This window comes from Halomonas colorata, from assembly GCF_014897985.1.
GTDB classification, from domain to species: domain Bacteria; phylum Pseudomonadota; class Gammaproteobacteria; order Pseudomonadales; family Halomonadaceae; genus Vreelandella; species Vreelandella colorata.
The window spans coordinates 1-20,807 of the sequence record NZ_JABUZA010000025.1 but is presented as its reverse complement, the minus strand read 5'-3'; the positions used below and the strand labels follow the sequence as shown (position 1 = coordinate 20,807).

The 20,807-nt window shown below is 51.2% G+C and carries 22 protein-coding genes; 17 read left to right on the top strand and 5 right to left on the bottom strand.

Translation table 11 applies throughout. The features are described from left to right. The first annotated feature begins 12 nt into the window (after window positions 1-12). Genes INT33_RS12985 through INT33_RS12975 form a run of 3 tightly spaced genes read left to right on the top strand, consistent with a single transcriptional unit; the run spans window position 13 to window position 3,429 of the window. The gene (locus INT33_RS12985; protein ID WP_193092068.1) at window positions 13-564 is read left to right on the top strand and encodes a hypothetical protein; all 552 of its coding nucleotides are present in this window, start codon (window positions 13-15) and stop codon (window positions 562-564) included. Continuing rightward, window positions 561-2,741 (top strand): type IV conjugative transfer system coupling protein TraD, encoded by a 2,181-nt coding sequence (traD, locus tag INT33_RS12980; protein WP_193092067.1) that lies wholly within the window; start codon window positions 561-563, stop codon window positions 2,739-2,741. Before INT33_RS12985 ends, traD begins: the two co-directional genes overlap by 4 nt. Continuing rightward, window positions 2,731-3,429, top strand: a complete 699-nt coding sequence (locus INT33_RS12975; protein ID WP_193092066.1) for a TIGR03747 family integrating conjugative element membrane protein — start codon at window positions 2,731-2,733, stop codon at window positions 3,427-3,429. The genes traD and INT33_RS12975 overlap by 11 nt, the downstream gene beginning before the upstream one ends. 39 nt (window positions 3,430-3,468) lie before the next feature. On the opposite strand, the gene INT33_RS12970 is transcribed toward INT33_RS12975, so the two are convergent. Further along, complete coding sequence (locus tag INT33_RS12970) at window positions 3,469-3,840, bottom strand: CCDC90 family protein (RefSeq protein WP_193092065.1); 372 nt, start codon at window positions 3,838-3,840, stop codon at window positions 3,469-3,471. Window positions 3,841-3,958: 118 nt separating this feature from the next. After that, entirely contained in the window at window positions 3,959-4,234 is a 276-nt protein-coding gene (locus tag INT33_RS12965; protein WP_193092064.1) for a hypothetical protein, read from the bottom strand. 340 nt (window positions 4,235-4,574) lie between these two features. On the opposite strand from INT33_RS12965, the gene INT33_RS12960 reads away from it, so the two are divergent. The 14 genes from INT33_RS12960 (at window position 4,575) to INT33_RS12895 (ending at window position 17,434) form a co-directional block, all read left to right on the top strand. Further along, a complete protein-coding gene (locus tag INT33_RS12960; protein WP_193092063.1) occupies window positions 4,575-4,928 on the top strand; it encodes an integrative conjugative element protein, RAQPRD family in 354 nt (117 codons plus the stop codon). Next, window positions 4,928-5,179 (top strand): TIGR03758 family integrating conjugative element protein, encoded by a 252-nt coding sequence (locus INT33_RS12955; RefSeq protein WP_193092062.1) that lies wholly within the window; start codon window positions 4,928-4,930, stop codon window positions 5,177-5,179. The genes INT33_RS12960 and INT33_RS12955 overlap by 1 nt, the downstream gene beginning before the upstream one ends. Window positions 5,180-5,258: 79 nt before the next feature. Further along, window positions 5,259-5,630, top strand: a complete 372-nt coding sequence (locus INT33_RS12950; protein WP_193092061.1) for a TIGR03745 family integrating conjugative element membrane protein — start codon at window positions 5,259-5,261, stop codon at window positions 5,628-5,630. A gap of 34 nt (window positions 5,631-5,664) precedes the next feature. Then, on the top strand, window positions 5,665-6,045 hold the full coding sequence (locus INT33_RS12945) for a TIGR03750 family conjugal transfer protein (RefSeq protein ID WP_193092060.1): 381 nt from the start codon (window positions 5,665-5,667) through the stop codon (window positions 6,043-6,045). Continuing rightward, on the top strand, window positions 6,042-6,680 hold the full coding sequence (locus tag INT33_RS12940; RefSeq protein WP_193092059.1) for a PFL_4703 family integrating conjugative element protein: 639 nt from the start codon (window positions 6,042-6,044) through the stop codon (window positions 6,678-6,680). Before INT33_RS12945 ends, INT33_RS12940 begins: the two co-directional genes overlap by 4 nt. Further along, window positions 6,677-7,510 carry a TIGR03749 family integrating conjugative element protein gene (locus INT33_RS12935; protein WP_319643928.1) on the top strand — a complete coding sequence of 278 codons (834 nt, stop codon included), beginning with the start codon at window positions 6,677-6,679 and terminating at the stop codon, window positions 7,508-7,510. The genes INT33_RS12940 and INT33_RS12935 overlap by 4 nt, the downstream gene beginning before the upstream one ends. Continuing rightward, window positions 7,500-8,933 (top strand): TIGR03752 family integrating conjugative element protein, encoded by a 1,434-nt coding sequence (locus INT33_RS12930; RefSeq protein WP_193092058.1) that lies wholly within the window; start codon window positions 7,500-7,502, stop codon window positions 8,931-8,933. Before INT33_RS12935 ends, INT33_RS12930 begins: the two co-directional genes overlap by 11 nt. After that, window positions 8,896-9,408 carry a TIGR03751 family conjugal transfer lipoprotein gene (locus INT33_RS12925; protein ID WP_193092057.1) on the top strand — a complete coding sequence of 171 codons (513 nt, stop codon included), beginning with the start codon at window positions 8,896-8,898 and terminating at the stop codon, window positions 9,406-9,408. Before INT33_RS12930 ends, INT33_RS12925 begins: the two co-directional genes overlap by 38 nt. A gap of 21 nt (window positions 9,409-9,429) precedes the next feature. Beyond that, window positions 9,430-12,351: a conjugative transfer ATPase gene (locus tag INT33_RS12920; protein WP_193092056.1), complete on the top strand. Its 2,922-nt coding sequence runs from the start codon at window positions 9,430-9,432 to the stop codon at window positions 12,349-12,351. Between the two features lie 236 nt (window positions 12,352-12,587). Next, window positions 12,588-13,088, top strand: coding sequence for a TIGR03757 family integrating conjugative element protein (locus INT33_RS12915; protein ID WP_226940181.1), 501 nt, complete (start codon window positions 12,588-12,590; stop codon window positions 13,086-13,088). After that, window positions 13,085-14,080 (top strand): TIGR03756 family integrating conjugative element protein, encoded by a 996-nt coding sequence (locus INT33_RS12910; protein WP_456065541.1) that lies wholly within the window; start codon window positions 13,085-13,087, stop codon window positions 14,078-14,080. Before INT33_RS12915 ends, INT33_RS12910 begins: the two co-directional genes overlap by 4 nt. A 17-nt stretch (window positions 14,081-14,097) precedes the next feature. Then, on the top strand, window positions 14,098-15,543 hold the full coding sequence (locus INT33_RS12905) for an integrating conjugative element protein (protein WP_226940180.1): 1,446 nt from the start codon (window positions 14,098-14,100) through the stop codon (window positions 15,541-15,543). Continuing rightward, window positions 15,543-15,905, top strand: a complete 363-nt coding sequence (locus INT33_RS12900) for a hypothetical protein (protein WP_193092055.1) — start codon at window positions 15,543-15,545, stop codon at window positions 15,903-15,905. The genes INT33_RS12905 and INT33_RS12900 overlap by 1 nt, the downstream gene beginning before the upstream one ends. Continuing rightward, window positions 15,905-17,434, top strand: a complete 1,530-nt coding sequence (locus tag INT33_RS12895) for a conjugal transfer protein TraG N-terminal domain-containing protein (protein WP_193092054.1) — start codon at window positions 15,905-15,907, stop codon at window positions 17,432-17,434. The genes INT33_RS12900 and INT33_RS12895 overlap by 1 nt, the downstream gene beginning before the upstream one ends. Window positions 17,435-17,547: 113 nt before the next feature. Here INT33_RS12895 and INT33_RS12890 read toward each other — a convergent pair whose 3' ends face one another. The 3 genes from INT33_RS12890 to INT33_RS12880 all read right to left on the bottom strand — a co-directional run bounded on the left by INT33_RS12890 (window position 17,548) and on the right by INT33_RS12880 (window position 20,737). After that, window positions 17,548-18,039, bottom strand: coding sequence for a hypothetical protein (locus INT33_RS12890; protein WP_193092053.1), 492 nt, complete (start codon window positions 18,037-18,039; stop codon window positions 17,548-17,550). A 510-nt stretch (window positions 18,040-18,549) separates the two neighbouring features. After that, window positions 18,550-19,965 carry an aspartate ammonia-lyase gene (locus INT33_RS12885; RefSeq protein WP_193092052.1) on the bottom strand — a complete coding sequence of 472 codons (1,416 nt, stop codon included), beginning with the start codon at window positions 19,963-19,965 and terminating at the stop codon, window positions 18,550-18,552. A 25-nt stretch (window positions 19,966-19,990) separates the two neighbouring features. Further along, the gene (locus INT33_RS12880; RefSeq protein WP_193092094.1) at window positions 19,991-20,737 is read right to left on the bottom strand and encodes a Na+/H+ antiporter NhaC family protein; all 747 of its coding nucleotides are present in this window, start codon (window positions 20,735-20,737) and stop codon (window positions 19,991-19,993) included. Window positions 20,738-20,807: the final 70 nt, after the last annotated feature.

Genomic DNA, 20,807 nt, shown 5'->3' with positions numbered 1-20,807 from the left:
GGACTCTATTCTATGACGACCTGTCGACTACCTGCTTCTGTATTTGATGCTCTGGAAGTACCTCGGTACAGCCATTCGAACACTGGAGATAGTGCATTTCAATTGCTGTTTGCTGAACGGATAATTCGCATGGCGGCGCTATCGTTTCGCCGCTTGAGCCGACCGCTTGATTCTGAAGCGTTAATTGATCAAGTAATGTCCACTGAGCTGTTTGATGAACTGGTGATAGCCGTTGCTACCGAATCATTATCGACTAAAGACTGGCAGTTAGTAGACGCATTGACGCATAGCCTAGGAGAGAATGCGATTCCAAAAGCCTTCCAAGGCCGCGATAAGCATATCTGTGCGCTGATCTTAGTTCTTCGTGACATGCCCGATAATGAAGACGAGTTAGGGGGCTTATTTAAAGGCTTTGCGTCAGTGTGTCGCTATGATGCTCAACTCTATACCACCATTCTAGGCCACATTAGTTATGAGCGGCTGCAAGATATAGCGTGTCAGGTAATAGCCAATCTGAACCTATCATCAAACAAAAATAAATTTCCTGCGGAGGAGGGCCGGTGAAACAGCAGCATCCCTTAGAAGCGCTATTGCGTCCTGCTGTGGAGTTGAATACTGCGGTTGTCTGTTTCTTGTGCGCCCTGTTATGTGTCTTTGCCCCCTGGGCATTCGCGTTGACTCCGAGTGTTGGTATCGGCATGGGGATAGGTTTTTTATCGTTTGGGGTTTATCGCTGGCGGCAGGGGTGGATTGTGTTGCGTTATCGCCGCAACATGCGTCGCTTGCCGCGCTTTGCTCTGCGTAGCGACCAGATACCTGTCAGCACACGGAGCTTGTGGCTTGGCAAGGGGTTCCGTTGGGAAGCTCGACACACTCAACGCTTGCATGAAAGTCAACAGCCCGAATCTGCGAAGTATGTGAGGCCTTCGGGGCTTTATCGTTGGGCGCGTCGGATGGAAAACCGGTTAGAGCGGGTGCGGTCACTCTACTTTGTCATCCGTTTGTTGAGCGCGGACAGCGCCTTGAATCCATTCCGACCTTTACCTCCCGTTGGTGGTATTGCGGCGTTACATGCCGTTGAGTGGAAAGAAATTGATGTCAGGCTCCCACTGGGAGAGCGAGTTGGCCATACCTTGGTTGAGGGGACGACGCGGGTTGGAAAAACGCGTTTGGCTGAAGTGATGATCACACAGGACATTGCACGCGCCACAGACGAAGTAGTGATCTGCTTCGATCCGAAAGGTGATGCGGACTTGATGATTCGAATGTACATCGAAGCGCTTCGTGCCGGTCGCGGCGATGAGTTTTATGTGTTTCATCTTGGGTACCCAGAGATGAGTGCTCGATATAACGCAGTGGGTCGATTTGGGCGAATCTCGGAAGTGGCGACTCGTATAGCTGGTCAACTGTCCGGAGAGGGCAACAGTGCAGCTTTCAGAGAATTTGCCTGGCGTTTCGTTAACATTGTTGCACGTGCTAGGCATGCGTTAGGGCAACGTCCAAACTACGAACAGATTCTTACAGACGTAGTGAATATCGACGGCGTCTTGATTGAATATGCTCAGAATACGCTGACCAAACACCATCCTAATGCTTGGGAAGTCATCAGTGGTATTGAAACTCAATTGAATGACAAGAACATCCCGATGGCGATGAAAGGTCGTGACAAGCGTGTCGTCGCGATTGAGCAGTACCTGCAGCAGTTTAAGATTCGTGATGTTGTCTTGGAGGGGCTGCGATCTGCTGTTCGCTATGACAAGACCTACTTTGACAAAATTGTTGCGTCATTACTGCCACTGCTGGAAAAGCTCACGTCAGGACGAATTGCTGAACTGCTATCTCCTGACTATCACAACATCGAGGACCCTAGGCCGATCTTCGATTGGCAGCAGATCATACGCAAGCGAGGAATTGTTTATATTGGCCTTGATGCCCTTAGTGACTTTGAGGTGGCTCAGGCGGTGGGCAACTCCATGTTTGCCGACCTGGTGTCGGTCGCAGGTCATATCTACAAACACGGTATTGATGATGGATTGCCTGACGTGCCTGGTGGTAAGTCCGGCAAGGTCGCAATCAATCTGCACTGCGATGAGTTCAACGAACTGATGGGCGATGAATTCATTCCGCTGATCAATAAGGGGGGCGGTGCGGGAATACAGGTAACGGCCTATACCCAGACGATATCTGATATTGAGGCACGTATCGGGAATGCTGCAAAAGCGGGGCAGGTGATCGGTAACTTTAACAACCTCTTCATGCTGCGAGTGCGGGAAGAACGCACGGCTCGTACCCTGACCGATCAGCTTCGTAAAGTGAATGTGGCTAGCCGAATGATGGTGTCGATGGCTGGTGATAGCTCAGATGTTGATTCGGGCGTCGACTTTACCAGCTCCGGTGGAGATCGTATTAGTACGGTGCAAGTGCCAATGTTGGAGTCCGCTGATGTTGTGAGCCTTCCTAAGGGGCAATGCTTTGCACTGATGGAAGGCGGGCAGCTGTGGAAAATTCGTATGCCTTTGCCACTACCGGATAAGGGCAAGAATATTCCCAGTAATATTCACGACATTGCCGAAGGAATGCGTAGTCAGTACAGCACGGGGGAACGCTGGTGGGAGGAGGTAATGCCACCGCCAGTAAGCTTTCAGGTGCCAGCTGAGTTCCAGAACGGCAACCGTACTATCTATCATCCCCCGGGGGGCAGCACTGGCAGTGAGATAGAGGAAGAAGCTAATGGCGACTGATTCGGCTAGAAGCACCCAAGAGAAGCGCGGGGGGCTATTCTCAAAGACGCTCGGCATTCCCTTCCAGCTGCTAGCTATTTTGTTGGTATCGCTCTTTTGCTCCATCCTGATTGAATGGGTTGGCATTTACTTTCAATGGTGGTCACAACCTGGGGCTGAACATGCACGCGTGACTATGGAGCGAGAAATGGGCTGGCTTGATAGTGAGTTTAGCCGGTCACTAATCGTTTCACGGCCGATTGAAGCTGCAACCTCTTTCGTTGGGCTTGTGTATGAGTGGAGCTTTGTAAAAACAGGCATTATTAGCTTGTTGGAGAGTAACCGAAACAATGGCGGTTGGCTTGGAGCTCTTGCCGACTATGTCCAGGCGGCTATCTATGTAACGTTAATGACGCTGACTAGAGTGGTGATTCTGGTACTAACATCGCCGCTTTTTGCGTTAGCCGCGTTGGTGGGATTTGTTGATGGGTTGGTAAGGCGAGACCTGCGCCGGTTTGGGGCCGGACGTGAGTCTGCCTTTGTGTACCATCATGCAAAGAAAATGGTGGGGCCAATCTTTGTGATTGGGTGGATTTGCTACCTCAGCGTACCGTTTGCCATCCATCCCAACGTCTTCTTGTTGCCATGTGCTGCATTATTTGGGGTATTGATTAGTATCGCGACGGGGTCGTTCAAGAAGTATCTGTAGGGCAGAGAAGCGCTCCAAAGAGGAGCGCTTTAGGATAAATTATAGAAAGCGAATAGCGGCCAGCAGAATACCTGTCGTTGCTACCATCATGGCACCCAATCGGGTCGTTATACGCAACTCCAAGCTTTTCATATCCTGTTTGAACTCAGATCTAACCTCAGCAATATCCTGTTTTAGTTCAGACTTGGACTCAGCCAAGTCCTGCTTGGTGGTATAGGGTCGAAGGAGTCGCTCCACATCTTTAGTCGTGGGGTGGCTAGTCAAGTCCTGCTTGGTGGCCAACGTATGTTCGGCCGCTTCGCGAAAGGCTTGGCCGTGAGCCTCCGCTATCGCCTCAGATTGCTCTTGTGATAGTCCTGCGGTGCGTAGTCGCTTCGCAAATTCCAGTGTATCGATGGCGTACATCGTCATCTCCTGTCTCCTTTCATCAGTATAGAGGAGACTCAACCCATTGGAGAGATGTCTCCCCAATGGGTTGTTTGAACTGAAAAGCGCTCCGAATGGAGCGCTTTAAGAGTGAGTTAAGGGTCTAGCCTATTAAAGACAGTAAATCCCTGAGTGCGGGGATCAGGACAGCAGCGATCACTATCCCCATTCCCCATTTCAAGACCTTCAGTTCAGACTTCATATCAGCCATTTCGACCTTTACATCAGCTATATCCTGCTTGGTGGCCAAGTTGGCTAAATCGTTTTTGGTCATGATGCGCTCCTCACGCTCAATCTCCAGTCTGGCAAGGTGCCTTGCCTGTTGCTCTGTGAAGCCTTCTGACTTCAAGCGTTCCGCAAACGCTATTGTGTCTATCATAGTCTCTCTCCATAAAAATGGGGAGACATCCACCCATTGGGGAGATGTCTCCCCAATGGGTGGTGTGTGAAGTCTTACCTCAAATCGCCTAAACGACGCTCCTTTTCATGAGGTTGAGGGAGCTTTGGGTGGGTGTCTCTATTGGTGCCGGTTGAGACCACCGGGCTGCCTTCGACAGCACGAGCAGACTCCATGCTATCGAGACGGTTATCAGTGTCAAGAATCCGTTAGTTCGCGTGCAAAAATTAAAAATACATTTGATGCGTGATTAACATTATCGCGTTTACAGACATTGCAGTTAGCTCACCATGATTCGCACACACATTGTAGAGCTGACCCAATGTTGCACTCACTCTCCCTGATACGTCGTCCATTCGTGTTTGGATTGACCTTCGCGCTTGCCGCCGTATTGCCTGGTGTCGTTTTAGGCGATGAGGTGCGTGACGAAATCTTGCGTCGTGACTTGGCGATAATCCAGACCCAGCTTGATCAGGTCGATGTGGTCGTCAAACGGTTAGAAAACCGTCAAGCCGCTACTGACCCCGCGAGCCACCGATTTTATCTCGATACGGATCAATTGCGTCGAGATCTGCAGCGCATTGGCGAGGGGATTGATGGCTATCTCGCACCTCCACGATTGCCTCCCCGGACTCCTGTCCCACTGTCAGGGGACTATTTGAAGGAGTTGCGCTAATGGCGGGGGAGAATGCTAGTCAACCGAGTGACTTTTTTGAGGCTGCAGCCGGTTTTGATACGTCCACCATCTTTTTGGTGTTGGCTGGAACTGGTTGTGTCGTCGCCATTCTGTGGGCGATGTGGGCGGCGCTGTCCGCGTACAAGGGCTGGGCCAAAGAACGAGTTGATGACAACACATTCGCGCTCGCGTGCCTGCGAGCCGTGTTGCTACTGATCATATTTTACTGGGTGTTTTTGCCGAGCGCATAAGCCCCCAGTGAGTGTGAACGCTGCTGCTTACCAAGTGAGTAGCTAATCAATAAAGCGTAACTAACGGAGTAAGTTACTTATGAAGCGACATTTAAAAGCTATTGGATTTAATCGTGTTAAGCAGTTCTTGTCATGGGGTGTGGCGCTAGTCCTAAGTTTGCCTGCATTGGCGATGGCACAGCTTCCTACTCTGGAAGAGCCCTCTCAAGGAGATGGTGGTCTGATTTCGACTCTGCAGGGGTATTTGTATGATTTCGGGGCGCTGATCGGGCTGATCCTGTGTGTAGTGGCGTTTCTGATAGTCGGGGCCTCTTCTATTGCGTCATTCAAAGAAGCCAGGGAGCGTGAAACCTGGGGCAAATTTACTGTGACTGTCGTCGTCGGGGTTGTACTGATCGTAGCGATTATTTGGTTGGCTACCGAAGCCCTGCCGATTCTGTCTCAGTCATAGTAATTCCAGTTAATCAGGAGCAGGAGTAGGCATCATGTCGACGATTGCGTTTATCCCCAAACGGCTGAATGAGCCACCTGTTGTCTTCCGAGGGATGACCGGACGAGAGGTTGGATTGATGGCTCTAATGGGATTTGGGGTTGGGTTGCCCGTTGGGGTCGCTAGCGGCTGGCTACTGGGAATGCTTGCCATGGTGCCTACAGTTGCGTTCCTGACCGCTGGGGTTTTTCTATGGTTCGGTGGCACGGTAATGCGCAGGTTGAGGCGCGGTCGAAGCACCGTTTGGCTCTATCGTCATATTCACTGGAAGTTGGCTAGTGCGGGCTTTCCTATCGGTAATGGGAAAACGCTGATTACTCGCTCCAGCGTTTACAGGATACATAGAGAGAGAAATAAACAGGGAGGTCGTGTATGAGTCGTTACCGCCATGCTTTATTTGCTCGGGACTCTCATATTCTGACATTGCGCTTGATCATCGCTGCTCTGCTCGCCCTTTGTACGATGATGTGGTGGGGGTGGAAATCAGCACCTACAGACTTAACTATCCATAACCCACCTGATCTGCGTAGCGGTAGCACAAGGGCTTGGTGGGAAGTAGATCCATCGAATGTTTATGCGTTCTCATTTTACGTGTGGCAGCAGATCAATCGGTGGCCCTCCAATGGTGAGGAGGATTACCGCCAGAATCTTTACTCCTATCAGAATTTTCTCACTCCGTCGTGCCAGATTGAGTTGAACCGTGAATATGAGCGGCGACGTAATAGTAACGAGTTGAATAACCGGGTTCGTGGGATCTACGAGATACCTGGACGGGGTTATCGGCCCGAAGCTGTTGACGTAATCAGTCGTGATTCGTGGGTCGTCACGCTGGATTTAGCTATCGACGAACAGTATCGGGGGACGCCTGTACGAGATATTTACATCCGCTACCCGCTGCGAGTGGTGCGTGCTGATGTTGATCCTGCGTCAAATCCCTGGGGTCTCCAGATTGATTGTTTTGACGAGATTCCCCAACGTTTATCAATGCCTAAGGAAGGAGGTGCTTCGTGACTCTATTTCACAGGGGAGTACTATTGGCAGTGGGAATGATGCTGTCGTTGCCAACGTTAGGTGTTGAACTTGTTGAGTGGGACCGGCGGCCGATGGACATTCCCCTACCCGTGGGTACTGAACGCATAGTTGTTCTGGATAGAAATGTTCGTGTTGGGCTTCCAGGTCCGATAGCGAGTGCGGAGACGCTTAGGGTTCAAAGTTCAGGCGGCGTATTGTACCTACTCGCTCATGAGGCTTTCGATAGCCAGAGGGTTCAACTGCAAGATGTTGAAAGTGGGGAGATACTGCTAGTAGATCTGTCGGCTCGTGAGGGGGCTAGTGACGAGGATATCCGGATAGTAGAAGAGTCACAGCCGTCAACGCCGAAGAAGACTGATCAGCAGGAATCGGAGCAGGAACAGGCAGGCATTGCATTACCTCCAGTGCCTGTCGCGCTAACGCGTTACGCAGCACAGTCCTTGTATGCACCTATGCGAGCAGTGGAGACAATGCCAGGTGTTCGTCGGGTTCCCATGCGCCTACCAGAGACCTTACCAACGTTAATCCCCGCCTTGCCGGTGACGGCTAAGCCATTGGCAGCTTGGACTCTCGATGGATACACGGTGACGGCGATACGTCTCACCAACAATGATCCTCGGGCATTTGAGCTGGATCCACGCTGGTTGCAGGGAGAGTTCTTTAGTGCATCTTTTATGCATCCAAGTATCGGTCCCCAGGGGAGTGTAGAAGATACAACATCACTGTTTATCGTGACGCGAGGAGCTAGCTTGGCTCAGTCGATGTTGCATCTCTCTGCAGTGGAAGATGGGGTAGAACATGACACTTAAGAGCAATGGGTTACTGAAAATTCTAATTCCCGTGTTCATGATCATTGTGATCTTAGTGATGCTGCGGGCTTGCAGCAGCGGCTCAGGGACAGGATCAACTCAAAACCAGCAGGGCGACCCGACTTTGCAATTGACCCAAGATGAACTTCGGGCGCTGGGTGTTGAGGGTGACACGCCTCAGGACACGGTGGCCACGTTGGTTGGGCAAGTGCAAGCTATGCGCATCGAGCTGGAAAATTCTCAAGCTGAGAGCGAGGCCCTTCGTATTCAAGCTGAGCGAATGACTGCACGTAATCAGAACATTGATAGGCAGATTGAAGAGGCCCTGCGTGTTGAGCGAGAGCAATTGCAAACAGCTGAGAGGCAGCGCAGTCGTCAAGATCAGAGTCTGCTGAGTTCGGTTCAGCGGGAGTTGAGCCAGCTTAGGCAGAGGATGGATTCGACAGACGAGGAGTTGCCCATTGGTCTGGGTTTAGAAAATGGAGGAGCAACACCGAGACCTGAATCAAGCATGCTATGGGTCGATCCAATCGATGCACGAGAAGCCCCAACACGTGGTCGTAGCAAGGATGAGATGATCTTCCCTTCATCATTTGGAGAAGCTGCTAATGCAGTTGGTAGCGCTGCTCAACGTGCTGCCGATGCGGCAGAGAGTAGAGTCACCGGTCAACCTCCGGAATCGACCATTAAGCCCGTGTACACAGTGCCACAGAACTCTACCTTAATGGGGTCGCTATCGATGACGGCCTTAATTGGCCGTGTTCCTGTCGATGGCACAGTGACAGACCCTTTCCCATTTAAAGTGATCGTTGGCCCCGATAACTTGACGGCGAATGGCATTGAAATCCCAGAGGTACAGTCAGCCATTATGAGTGGGACTGCTACGGGGGATTGGACACTATCGTGTGTTCGCGGTGATGTTCATTCCATAACGTTTGTTTTCGAAGATGGCACTGTTCGAACATTGCCTGAACCTGAGGATGTGAACTCAGGGGGTAATGAGTCGTCACGCGTAAAAATTGGATGGCTTTCAGACCAAATCGGTATCCCGTGTATTGCTGGTCAGCGCAGCAGTAATGCGAAGCAGTATTTGGGCACTCAGGCGTTGTTAACTGCCGCCGGTGCTGGTGTGGCCACACTCATGAGTGACGATAATGATATTTCCACGACATTTAACACTGATGGCAGTGTGAGTACAGCGATGTCAGGGAGTCAGGCTGCTCAGCAAATCATGGCGTCTGGTGTAAATGATATGTCTCGCTGGGTTAACCGTTTGTACGGGGAGGCATTTGCATCTGTCTTCGTGCCGCCAGGCCAGGATGTGGCTATTCATATCGACCGTGAGTTGCAGATCGATTACGAAACCCAGGGCAGGAGAGTCCATTATGAGCGCGATTTTTCGCTCGGCTATGACATGCCGTAAACCGATTAGTGGTGTGGTGTTGTTGGCGATGAGTATCAGCCTGCTGAGTGGCTGTGCAACGTCAAAAGGCGACATGTGGGATGTAGAAGGTGCGCCTGCAATGCAAGAGCTGTGGCGACAAGGCGGTGCCAGTAGTGCGGGCAATGATTTGACGCAACGAGGGCTGCTGGACACGCGTAGTGAGCTACGCCGTGGCATCGGCGATGGTGCATTGACTGATCAACGGATTGATTACACCCGTTCAGCCGCTAACGAGATTTATAGTCAGTTTTCACGGTTACCAAACCCTGATTTGGTGATGTATGTGTTTCCGCATTTGGCGGGGGCCGACCCTGTGCCAATACCCGGATATTCAACTGTCTTCAGTCTGTATTCACGCCCTCAATACGCGATGCCAGGTGAGACAGCGCGACCTAGTCTTCCTAAGCCAACACGTGGCCATGTCAGTTTTGAATTGGTAGAAGCAAGCAGGTAGCAATGATCACAGGAGAGTGTGATGTCAGCCATTAATACGTTTATGAGCAATTTATTTCCACCAACTGGTAAAGGTGAGAATACGGCTGGCCAAAGTGATAAAGCTGCGGCTAGTCAGATGGCAATGCCGCTGTTGGAGCAAGTAGAGTCGCTATTGACGGATGAGAATAGTCGACCTCTCTCATTACCGCGAGGTAGGCCGATAACCGAAGAGAGCTTGCGTTTGGCTTACCGTAGAGCGCCTAGTTTTGCGTCACGTTTGCCTTGGGTTGAGTATCTCTCCGAGTCAGGCTGCTTTTTGCTAGAAGATGGCGTATCAGTGGGAGTTGTGGCGGAGATTATTCCTGTCCCAACAGAGGGCCGTAGTGAAGAGGCATTGGAAACTGTCAGAGACACTATTTGTTCAGCACTTCAAGACTGTCTGCCTGAGCACGATCACCATCCGTGGGTTCTGCAACTGTATGTGCGCGATGATACTGATCCGCGTCCCGACTTAGAAAACTTACGCGCTTACGCGCGTCCTGGATTGTTAGATACCGAGTTTACAAAAGCATGGCTGGCGAGCATGGATGCTCATATGCGTGCGATCGCAAAGCCTGGTGGGTTATTTGAGGATGATCGAGTCACTCAAACTCAGTGGCGTGGCCAGACACGGCGCACTCGTTTAGTGCTGTATCGTCGACTAGGTAGCGCTAAAGTAAAAATGGGAGAGCGAAAGGCGCGCTCGACTAACCCAGAAGATGCTGTGAATCATGTTTATGATCGCTTGGTGACTTCGCTTCAGCCGGCTGGTTTGTCATTTCGACGCTATGATGGCCGAGACTTTCATCGTTGGTTGATGCCACGCTTTAATCCTCGCCCCCGTATTTCTCCAGAGGATCCTCAACGTTTTTACAATGTGTTTGATTACCCTGATGATGATGGTCGCCTGCCCCAATACGACTTAGCAGAGGGTATGCTGGCCAGTTCACCTCATGGGGATGTTGAACGCGGGCTTTGGTACTTTGATGGAATGCCTCATGCCGTTGTACCTGTTGAAGAGATGCGACAGGTGCCCAAAATTGGACACATCACCGGAGAGGTAACTCGCACTAATGGTAAAAGCGGCGGAAAAATATCAAATGCGTTGCTGGATTTATTGCCTGAAGGTACTGAGGCTTGCTTGACTGTCGTTGCGACGCCCCAGGAGCGACTTGAAGATCAGCTTGATAAGCTTCGCCTGAAAGCCGTTGGCGGCACTGTGCAGGCTCAAAAAGTTCGAGAGGATTGCGATAAGGCACGGGGTTATTTAGGTGACGATCATAAGCTGTATCAGTCGTCTCTTGTGTTCTACGTAAATGGTGCCAATGAACGTGAGTTAGAGAAGCGATTCCTTGAATTAACGACGCGATTGACCAGCGCCCACCTAAAACCGGTCGATCCTGAAGATGAAGTAGCTGCTCTCAATAGTTATTTGAGATGGTTGCCTATGGCGTACGATCCTGAGCTAGATCGCTCTAGATGGTACACACAGATGAATTTTGTGCAGCATATTGCCAACTTGGCGCCCCTTTTTGGGCGTGCCAAGGGTACAGGGAATCCGGGGATTAGCTTTTTCAATCGTGGTGGTGGGACGTTTAATTTTGACCCGCTAAACCTGGATGACCGAGCGGCCAATGCGCATATGTTGATTTTTGGGCCCACCGGTGCAGGTAAATCAGCAACGTTGAACGGTATTCTCAGCCAAGTGATGGCCATTCATCGTCCGAGGCTCTTTGTCATTGAGGTCGGCAACTCCTTTGGCATGTTAGGTGACTACTTTCAGCGCAAGGGAATGACGGTAAACAAGGTGCGCCTGGCACCAGGCTCTGGTGCGTGCTTGCCTCCATTTTCAGAGGCTCATCGACTGCTGGATGCAGAGATGGAAGCTGCTCGATTAGAACGTGACCGCGAAGATCATAACCCCTACGAAGAAGCCTCTGTTGATACCCTCGTTAAGGATGATGATGACAAGGAGAGTGACGAACGAGACTTGATGGGGGAAATGGAAATCGCCGCCCGTTTGATGATCACAGGGGGAGATCCCAAGGAGGAAGCTCAGTTCCGTAGGGCAGACCGAAGGATGGTGCGTGATGCAATTTATCGAGCTGCTCGTACGTCTCATGCGTCTGGCCGTGCTTGTCTGACAGAAGATGTACGGCAAGCATTTCGTGAGATCGCAATTGACCCAGAACTGCCGGAGTCGGCCCATAATCGCGCTTATGAGATGGGCGAAAGCCTTGGCCTGTTTGTAGACGGTTTTGACGGTGAAGTATTTAACCGTGCTGGTAATGCGTGGCCTGAATGCGACGTTACTATCATCGACTTGGCCCACTACTCGCGGGAAGGCTATGAAGCCCAACTAGCTCTGGCCGTTATTTCGATCACGAATATGATCACCAATCTGGCTGAGCGCGAGCAATTCTCTGGTCGTCCCATTGTTCAGGCGATTGATGAAAGCCATATCGTGACGGTGAATCCACTGCTCAGCCCGTTCTTTGTCAAAGTTGGCAAGATGGGCCGTAAGCTTTCCCACTGGCTCTGGTTTGCCACTCAAAACTTAGAGGATTTCCCTGCTGCGGCAGAAAAACTGCTGAACATGGTTGAGTGGTGGATTTGCCTAACGATGCCGCCTGATGAAGTCGAGCAGGTGGCCCGTTTCAAGAGCCTGACACCTTCCCAGCGACAGTTGATGCTGTCGGCCACCAAAGTCAATAAGAAGTACACCGAAGGCGTCGTCTTATCGACACGCTTAGAGGCATTGTTCCGCGTTGTACCTCCCAGTTTATACCTGGCGTTAGCAGGTACGGAGGGAGATGAAAAAGCCGAACGTGATCGCGTGATGCGTGAGCTTAATTGCTCCGAGCTTGATGCAGCCATTGAGATTGCTCGTCGACTTGATGAAAAACGCGGGATTAGGGGGTGAGAACAGCTGCCCGCTACGGCTAGGCGGCAGTGCTGATGAGCATTTTCAATTATTGCTCCAGCCAAACGGAAAGGATAGATCAATAGAGTAGCAGTTCCTCACGTCCAGTCAGAGCAACATTACTTGAGCCATTGAGACTGTGTCAGAAAACCTATCGACTCCAATTAACGTTTTCTGCTGTGTCAGTACCTATGAATAGGGTTTGCTGGATCAGTCAATTTGCTGGAGTGATGGACATGCTGAGACAACCTTTCAACCTTTCTTCTTCGCGGTCTTCGGGGCATTGGCTGACCTCGCTGGCCGTCAGTGCTTTGTCCTTGTCACCGATGAGTGTACTGGGACAAGCAGCAATGATCGATGTGGCTCCGGCGATCAGTGACCTTACCAACAGCATTGAAGTGTTTACCACGGCAGGGATGCCCATGAGTAACGTTCCTGATGATGTCGCGGTCATTGAGCTTGATGCTCCAGCTCGTCTTGATGCTGAAATCTCGCAAGGGCTACCCAAGGATTCAGCTGCTGCGAAAGATGTGATGCTTGAGCGTATGCACTCTCCAGAGTGGGAACATGTGGTCATGCGTTATGGAGACCTCTATACAGGAGTGGCCCGTGCCTGGCTGCTGCGCGTCGAGAAACTCCCTGCTGTGGTCGTGGATGGACAATTTGTCGTATATGGCCAGCCTGATGTCACCGCAGCGGTCATGGATATCATGAGCCAGCGGGAGAGTACGCGATGATGAATAAACTGAGGCAGCTACTGCCCACAGTGATGTTTGCGGGGCTATTCGGGTTACTAATTAGCATTCACTCCCCGCAGGCTCATGCGATCAGTACGCAGTCAATTGTCAATTCTTCGTTGTCGAGCCAGTGCCTAGATTACAGTGTTGTTGGGGTCTGCATTTGGCTCGAATGTGACGAGAGTGGTTGCTGGGTTCAGACGTCGCTGCTGGTTCGACATTATGTGCCGGAACTAGTGGTCTCCAGCTATGAAAATACGGGGGAGAACCCGTGGTCTGATTTGATCGGAGAGTCGTACAACTTCTTTCCTGACTTGTTACTCGACTTGGCTCCTAACATTAGTGCTATAGGCGGTGGGCAAAACACCACGGAAGGGGAAGCTAGGTACCACCAAACATTACGATTTAAGAACACGGATGCAATCGGACACCCAGGAGCAACAGTTTTCAACGAATTCGCACGAGAGTTTGGATTGACCTGCCAAAGTGCCTCTCAACCATTCCGCCCGTACCACCTCTCAACGCTGGATGCTCTGGCATGGCGGTCAGGTATACCTGAGACCGTTTATCCAGAGGCGCTGATTCCCGGCAGTCGGGAGCTGGGGCAGACCGGAGACGTTTGGGGCAATGTCTATCCACGAAGCGGTTTTATTGGTCAGACCCATGATTATAAAGCTGCAGCGCTGATGGCTCAGCGGAGCGCAGATATTGTGACCCGTACCGGGCAGCCACACGTCTATACCCCGATGGTCAAAAACGCGCGTGATGGCTGGTGGCCACCTGGCCCTATTGTAGAAGGCAACCGTAATCACCGGTGGCAGCAGCTGCAACCGAATATGAGTCGTTCCTGCCGAGTTTGGCCGGACCGGAGTCCCCAAGATACCTATCACGATCGGCTGGCTGAGGATGGAGATTACGTCTTTGCTATGTGGAGCCGCTATCGCTGTTGCAAGCGACGTGGGGAAGATCTTTTAAGTAAAACAGGATGGTAGGGAAGGAGAACCCGAACATGAAACGACTCTTCTCACGTAGTTTGTTGCCGCTCGCTGCAGCCATGACGCTGATTGCTAGCCAGGGCTCTTATGCTCAATCTGCTGATCGGCTTTACTACCAGATTGGTGGTGCATCGCCTTTTTCTATTTCAGCGGGTCGAGGCCATAACCCTCATTCCACCGGTATTGGCGTGAGCTGGAATATGAATGCGTCATGCGGAAATTTTGATATTGGCGCAACGGTGTCTAATCAGCTGAATGGTTTGACGGATGGTTTTAAAAACATGATGGGGCAAGTTGTAGAAAATGCTCAAGGAGCGGTTGCCTCGTTGCCGGCAATGATTATTCAGCGAGCGAATCCAGGACTATATGACTTGCTGAGTAATGGTGTTCTTCAGGGGCGTATGGATTTTGATCGGTCAAAGCTCTCTTGTCAGAACATGGCTGATCAGATGGCCGACCTTGCCATGGGACAAGGCTTGCATCAGATGGCCGTCGCTGAAAACTGGCAATCAACAGCGCAGGGAACCAGCGATGTCGTCGCTGCACAACGGCAGGTCGAGCAGAGCGGTGGCAATCGTGGCGTTACCTGGGTAGGAGGACAGAAGCGGGGTGGCGAAGGGCAGGAGCCAATACGTGTTGTGACAGATACCGCTCGGGCAGGATACAACTTGCTGCATGGCCGAACTGATCCGACGTCTAATGAGGCTGTCTCAGGTGGTGGAAATGGGTGGGGGTCAGTCCCGACGAATAATGGTCAATGGATTGGCGGTGGCGGAACACCAGGGGCGGGCGGTGGGGCCGGTGGTGCTGAGTGTCGAGGTGGCATGTGTACTGTTTGGGCTACCCCCGAATCTGCATCAGAATGGACACGCTTGGTTATTGGCGACGATGATTTACAGACCTGTGAAAACTGCGAACAGCGACAGTCGCAGGCAGGCACAGGGCTGATGAGAGAGCTGGAGCGAGAGCAGGAAGCCGTTTTTCAGCGATTAGTAGACTTGGTAAACGGTAGTGCTTCGCCAACACCCGAAAACCTGCGTAACGTCTCTGCCGGAGATGGGTTCTCTGTCTCCCGCGGTGTGATCGAGTCTCTTCGTAATGATCCCCAAAGTAGTTTTCTTATTCATCGCTTAGCAAGCGAAATGTCGCTGGCTAGAACGCTAACAAAAGCCATTTGGGCACGGCGTATCTTGTTAGCTGGATCCAGCGATCCAGGAATCGCTAACAATGAACCTGGAATGAGTGCGTTAGACCGCCGTTTGGCAACGCTTGATCGTGATATTGATTCTCTGCAGTCTGAGATGGAAATTCGCAAGGCACTCGCGTCTAGCGCTGCGGGTATTGCCCTTGATCGGGCCAGCAATCGTGCCGCTGGTTCAAGTCAAGGAGAAGGGTCACGTCCAGGAGCGGTGCTAGATAGCCGAGGGCGTCCTACTAATGACAACGAGGGCGCCCCCTAATGACTAGACTTTCACTGCATCCTAAACGATGGCCATCTCTGCTAGTTGCCCTTGTGGCGCTAGTAGGGCTGGTAATTATCAGCGGTGTTATTGCCTCAGTCGGCATTCGAATCGCCGGTAGCGTACCGGCATTTCAGAGTGCCTGGCGTGAGGCAGGCTGGTGGTTGTTCATGTGGCGTGTTGCACTCTATGCGGCAATAGCGTTCGTCTGGTGGCGTTACCGCAAACCCAGAGTAGTAAAGCGCTTAGGCGATGCACCTGATGCCACGGATCGACTTCGGCGATTAGAGCGTGCAGCCATACTTCTAGTGTTGCTATTTGAAGTCCTGAATCTGCCGCGCTGGCTAGGGGGGGACGCATAATGTTAAACGCTCCACTAATCGTATTCGATTTATTCTCTAATGCATTACTTATGCTGGGCTGGCTGATTCAAAACGTCCTATGGGATGTGTTTACCCAGACCGGGCTGGCCGCTATTCCGTTCATTGCCCTAATTGTCTCTGAGTGGTACCGAGCGCGCCAGGAAGGTGATGATGAGGGAAACAAAGGTGTATTGAGCGTTAATCGCATTGAAACCCGGTTCTATGCGATGGCGTTGGTACTTTTGTTTACCTGCCAACCTATCTTAACCGTACAACTAACGACAGTTGATCACGATTTACAGCGAAGTCAGCAGTGTGGGACGAAGCAAATATCGAAGGGGCAGTGGGGAGAGTCCACGCTGAACTCCTTAGATGGCAAAGTGCCAAGCATTCCGGTCTGGTGGGCATTTGTGCATGCAGTATCTCACGGCATTACCGGTGCAGCTGTGGCAGCGATGCCGTGTTCGACGGACTTTCAATCGATCCGGACGGAGTTAGACCTGACGACTATTGACGATCCCGTATTACAGCGAGAAGTAGGAGAGTTTCAGCTAAGTTGCTTTGGTCCCGCACGCAATAAGCTGTTTCAGGAATCAGGTAGCGTAGACAGTAACCGCAGCCAAGATGTGGACTGGATTGGCAGCAACTATTTCCTGGAAACAGAAGGTTACTACGATAGTTTCCATGCTGGGCGTCCTGTACAGGGATTCCCATATAACGAAACACGCGATGCCTCTCGACCCAATACCGGGCCAGGCCAAGATGGGTATCCTACTTGCTCTGAGTGGTGGTCAGCGGGTGATGTGGGGTTGCGTGATAGATTGCATAGCCAGGTAGATGCCGGTCTTTGGGATGATATACGCAGTGTCTTTACAAGCTCAGATGCTGAAGACTACGTCATTCGACGGATGGTGAGCCCCCGCTCTGGCGCTGCCAATGGCAATTTAAATCAGGCTGTAGTGGGATACAGGGACTTGGATGGTGGAAGTGGTTTTGGGGATGCTACTGTTAAGGCAGGTGCTCTAATTGGCGGGGGAGTGGCTGCATTGCCGTTCCTATCGGGCCTGGATATGCTGAAGCAGGCACTACCGATGGTGCAGTCGATACTGGTTATGGCCGTTGTGATTTGCTTGCCCTTTGTGATGCTGATCTCCGGTTACTCTTTTAAAGTAGCGGGAGTCGCCACCTTTGGGCTATTCGCTACCTGGTTCTTGAGCTTCTGGTGGGAAGTAGCTCGATGGATGAGTTCCAACCTAGTAGAGCTTATCTATAAAAGTGATGCCGCTAAAATGAGCTGGTTGTCAGCCGCCAACAATATGTATGACCGCATGGTGCTGATGTTTGTAGAAGGCACGATGTATATGGTATTGCCAGCACTTTGGGTGGGCGTGCTGGGCTGGGCTGGGATGAAAGTTGGAAGTAGTGTTGGTAATGCAGCTGGCGATGGTGGTAAAGGAGCTAAGGGGGCAGGAGAGGCAGGTGGAAGTAAGGCTCAGTCAATCGGGACTGGTGGGAAAAAGAGTCTGTGAATATAAACGTGTAACTGCCCACGACTGAGAAATCTTTTTATCGTGGGTGTACAAGTGTTCCAAGAAAAACTTAAAGCCATGGCCAGTAAAGCTGGCCATGTTCTTACTGTCTTCTAGAGGTACGTACGATCACCACCAATAGACCCATTTTCTATAAGATCGTTTTCAAGTAGATCATTTTCTATGAGGTCATTTTCCAGAAGCCCATGTTTCAAGTGATCAGGAGAAGAATCAGCAGCAGCTTGCATCATTCCATGCGCGACAACGGCTGCAACAGTGACACCACCACCGATCACTTTTCCAGTGCCACGTGCAATTTTCCACCAGCCTTCACGCGTAGTGGCAGTTTTGACAGTTGATTTGGCAGTGTCACAGACTGAGTCCCGCAATTCACTGAGGGAGTTCCGTGGGCTTGCGTTGGCATGACTGCCATCTGACCAGCCGTCTGGCTTACTTTCGCGATCTGGGGCGCCAGTGGTGACAGTTTTTACGGCTGAGTTAGCAACTCCTATTGCAGCATCACGCAATACTCTGAGAGAGTCCCCAGTATTGGCGCGTGTATGCCAGCCATCAGACCAGTCGTTTGTTTTGTCGTGTTCTTCCATATCACCACCTCTCTGGTGATCACAACCATTTTCCCTAGAGTAGCACACCGCGCCTGAGCGGCAAGCGGCGGTGCTGGTCTTGTAGGAACATCGTATCTGGATAATCCCCTTCTCCTTATTTCCTCTTTCAACCTTTTGCCTGAGCTATTTCCCTTCCCCTCGTTGGAGAGAATATCTGCGCATGTGAATTAACTCACGAGCGTAACAAGAACAAGTTAAAAGGCCTGAGTCCGGTGCTGTACCGAAATCAGGCCTTTTTTATCCGAAGCGGGATCCAGTGGTTTAAAATCTGATGGCCAAGCCACTCCTCCCCATGTCCCAGGGAGAGAACAACCTGGCCCTTACAGGCTATCAATTGCTTTGTCTGCAATGGAATAATTTAAGAATGCCAATACACGAAGACTAGCTATCTAACAATTTTTATATCAAGTTATTGATCCCTATGGCTATTATCAATAGCGAACGAAAAGATAGCTTCCACTGAAGACTTAAGGTATATCTGTCAAATCATCAGGAATGAATTTTTCCTTTGTAAAGCCGATGGAACAACTCTGGGCTGGTTAGTACTCTGGGATCCAGAAGCTTAGAAGCCTGCTCAACCGAAAGTAATCCAGACTCGACGACCACCTGATAGATGCTCTTTCCATCTTGTTCCGCTTTTTTTGCAATGTCTGACGCTGTCTTATAATCGAAGAGTGTTGCAATGACAGTGGAGAGTGCAAGAGAATTTTCTGCGTCCTTAGCGCAACTTTCCTGGTTGGCGATGAGCTTTTCAAGGCACTTCTTGCTAAATAGTGGCAAACACTCCGTCAGTAGGCGGCTGGATTCAGAGAAGCAGTTAAGAATTAGTGACTCCCAAACGTTAAGCTCCAGCTCCCCCTCACAGGCACGAGTGATACTGAGGTCATTGCCCAGGATCCGAAAATAGACCTGAATGGCCATCTCCGGTATGACGGGGTTAACTTTTCCGGGCATGATGGATGATCCCGGCTGGACCGCTGGCAGTTTGATCTCGGCCAGGCCGGCCCGTGGACCAGATGCCATTAACCGCAAGTCGGAGGCCAGCTTATTCAGCAAGTTTGCTGTCGTCTTGAGGGCGGCCGAGACAGAGACCCAGAAATCGGCGTTCTGAAGACCATCAAAGAAGTTGTGCTCCGGAGTAAAGTGGATGCCGGTATTTTCCGAGAGCGCTTGGTAGAACGCTTCTTTATATCCGGGAAAAGTGCCGAATTCCGTACCGATGGCCGTCCCTCCCATCGGGAGTTCCACACAGTGGCGACGTACTTCCGATACGAGGCGCGCCGATCGCTCGAAAGCGCAGCGGTAGCCGCTAAACTGCTGCCCCAGGGTTAGAGGCAATGCATCCTGCAAGCAGGTTCTTCCCAGCTTTACCACGCCTGCGAATTCCACTTCCTTCTGGCCAAGGTCTGCGGCGAACCGTAGAAGGCTTTTTTCGAGGTCGCCTAGTACCCCGTATGCAGTCATCTTCATTGCCGAAGGAATGACGTCATTGGTGGATTGGCACATATTGATATGAGTATTCGGGTGTACCGCTTCGTAACCTTTTTTTCCTGTCAATATCTCGTTCGCACGATTTGCGAGAACCTCGTTGACATTCATATTTGTCGAGGTTCCCCCTCCTCCCTGGTAGATGTCTAGTGGAAACTGGGCTGCTTTGTGCGAGTCGATAAATTCATCGGCGGCCTGGACAATCGCAGAGAGTTGCTCATCACTTAACGCCGCAACGCGGTGGTTCGCAATGGCCGCGGCCTTCTTGATTTGTAGTAAGCTATCGATATAGCGGGGTATATCGGCTACAGTCATTCCCGAGATCGAAAAATTTTCGAGAGCGCGCTGGGTCTGGATGCCGTAGTAGTAGTCATCCTCGATTTGCCTGCTGCCCAAGGCATCATTTTCGGTACGCATGTAGAATCCTCTGTTATCTGTAAGGTTAGAAAGGGCCATAGCCAATCATTGAGGCGATTGAAACAAGCGTAATTGCTGTAGAGAACAGAATGAGGTAAAGCGGGCCGAAGAACCTGAGCCACTTGAGGTAAGGAATACCCGCTACAGAAAGGATAGCGATCAAGGCACCATTGGTCGGGAAGATAAAGTTGGACATTCCATCACCGAGCTGCGAAGCCAGGATTGCGACCTGCCGATTGACCTCCATAATGTCGGACAGAGGGATAATGATCGGCATGGTGATCGCAGCCTGACCACTGCCAGATGGAATTAGGAAGTTAATCGTCGTCTGCACGAGGAGGATGAGCGTCGCCCCTGCTTGTCCACTGACTCCACCAATGAGCCCGGCAAGATAATTGATGACGGTATCAATCACCTGTGACTCATCCATGACGAACAGAATGGAGCGAGCGAAAAATATCACCATCGCTGCAATCATCATCTCTGACATGCCGCGAGAAAACATATGGCAGATACGATTGGGGCCTGCCCCGTATGCCAGGCCGACGAAGATGGCCATGGCAATGAAGGTGGCCGACATCTGCGAGAAAGAGAATCCGAGATTGATGCTTCCGTAGATCAGGAATGCAAACATTCCCAGAAAAACGATCGCTGCTCTTTTCAGTGCTGGCGACATATTGGAGTTTAGGGTCTCAACCTCTTCGAACTTGATGGGAAGGTCGTGGACAATAGAGCGAGTAGGATCAGACTTGACCTTCTTGGCATCCTGAATTCAACTAATAAGTGCAGCACCTGCGGTTTCTAGTGCTCCTGAATATTCTCCTAAAAACACCTGGGCTGGG

What these genes read in the sequence shown, in the direction of transcription:
- INT33_RS12985 (WP_193092068.1), top strand. Translation starts at nt 13, where the DNA reads ATGACGACCTGTCGACTACCTGCTTCTGTATTTGATGCTCTGGAAGTA.
- INT33_RS12975 (WP_193092066.1), top strand. Translation starts at nt 2,731, where the DNA reads ATGGCGACTGATTCGGCTAGAAGCACCCAAGAGAAGCGCGGGGGGCTA.
- INT33_RS12970 (WP_193092065.1), bottom strand. Translation starts at nt 3,840, where the DNA reads ATGACGATGTACGCCATCGATACACTGGAATTTGCGAAGCGACTACGC.
- INT33_RS12965 (WP_193092064.1), bottom strand. Translation starts at nt 4,234, where the DNA reads ATGATAGACACAATAGCGTTTGCGGAACGCTTGAAGTCAGAAGGCTTC.
- INT33_RS12960 (WP_193092063.1), top strand. Translation starts at nt 4,575, where the DNA reads ATGTTGCACTCACTCTCCCTGATACGTCGTCCATTCGTGTTTGGATTG.
- INT33_RS12955 (WP_193092062.1), top strand. Translation starts at nt 4,928, where the DNA reads ATGGCGGGGGAGAATGCTAGTCAACCGAGTGACTTTTTTGAGGCTGCA.
- INT33_RS12950 (WP_193092061.1), top strand. Translation starts at nt 5,259, where the DNA reads ATGAAGCGACATTTAAAAGCTATTGGATTTAATCGTGTTAAGCAGTTC.
- INT33_RS12945 (WP_193092060.1), top strand. Translation starts at nt 5,665, where the DNA reads ATGTCGACGATTGCGTTTATCCCCAAACGGCTGAATGAGCCACCTGTT.
- INT33_RS12940 (WP_193092059.1), top strand. Translation starts at nt 6,042, where the DNA reads ATGAGTCGTTACCGCCATGCTTTATTTGCTCGGGACTCTCATATTCTG.
- INT33_RS12930 (WP_193092058.1), top strand. Translation starts at nt 7,500, where the DNA reads ATGACACTTAAGAGCAATGGGTTACTGAAAATTCTAATTCCCGTGTTC.
- INT33_RS12925 (WP_193092057.1), top strand. Translation starts at nt 8,896, where the DNA reads ATGAGCGCGATTTTTCGCTCGGCTATGACATGCCGTAAACCGATTAGT.
- INT33_RS12920 (WP_193092056.1), top strand. Translation starts at nt 9,430, where the DNA reads ATGTCAGCCATTAATACGTTTATGAGCAATTTATTTCCACCAACTGGT.
- INT33_RS12915 (WP_226940181.1), top strand. Translation starts at nt 12,588, where the DNA reads ATGCTGAGACAACCTTTCAACCTTTCTTCTTCGCGGTCTTCGGGGCAT.
- INT33_RS12910 (WP_456065541.1), top strand. Translation starts at nt 13,085, where the DNA reads ATGATGAATAAACTGAGGCAGCTACTGCCCACAGTGATGTTTGCGGGG.
- INT33_RS12905 (WP_226940180.1), top strand. Translation starts at nt 14,098, where the DNA reads ATGAAACGACTCTTCTCACGTAGTTTGTTGCCGCTCGCTGCAGCCATG.
- INT33_RS12900 (WP_193092055.1), top strand. Translation starts at nt 15,543, where the DNA reads ATGACTAGACTTTCACTGCATCCTAAACGATGGCCATCTCTGCTAGTT.
- INT33_RS12895 (WP_193092054.1), top strand. Translation starts at nt 15,905, where the DNA reads ATGTTAAACGCTCCACTAATCGTATTCGATTTATTCTCTAATGCATTA.
- INT33_RS12890 (WP_193092053.1), bottom strand. Translation starts at nt 18,039, where the DNA reads ATGGAAGAACACGACAAAACAAACGACTGGTCTGATGGCTGGCATACA.
- INT33_RS12885 (WP_193092052.1), bottom strand. Translation starts at nt 19,965, where the DNA reads ATGCGTACCGAAAATGATGCCTTGGGCAGCAGGCAAATCGAGGATGAC.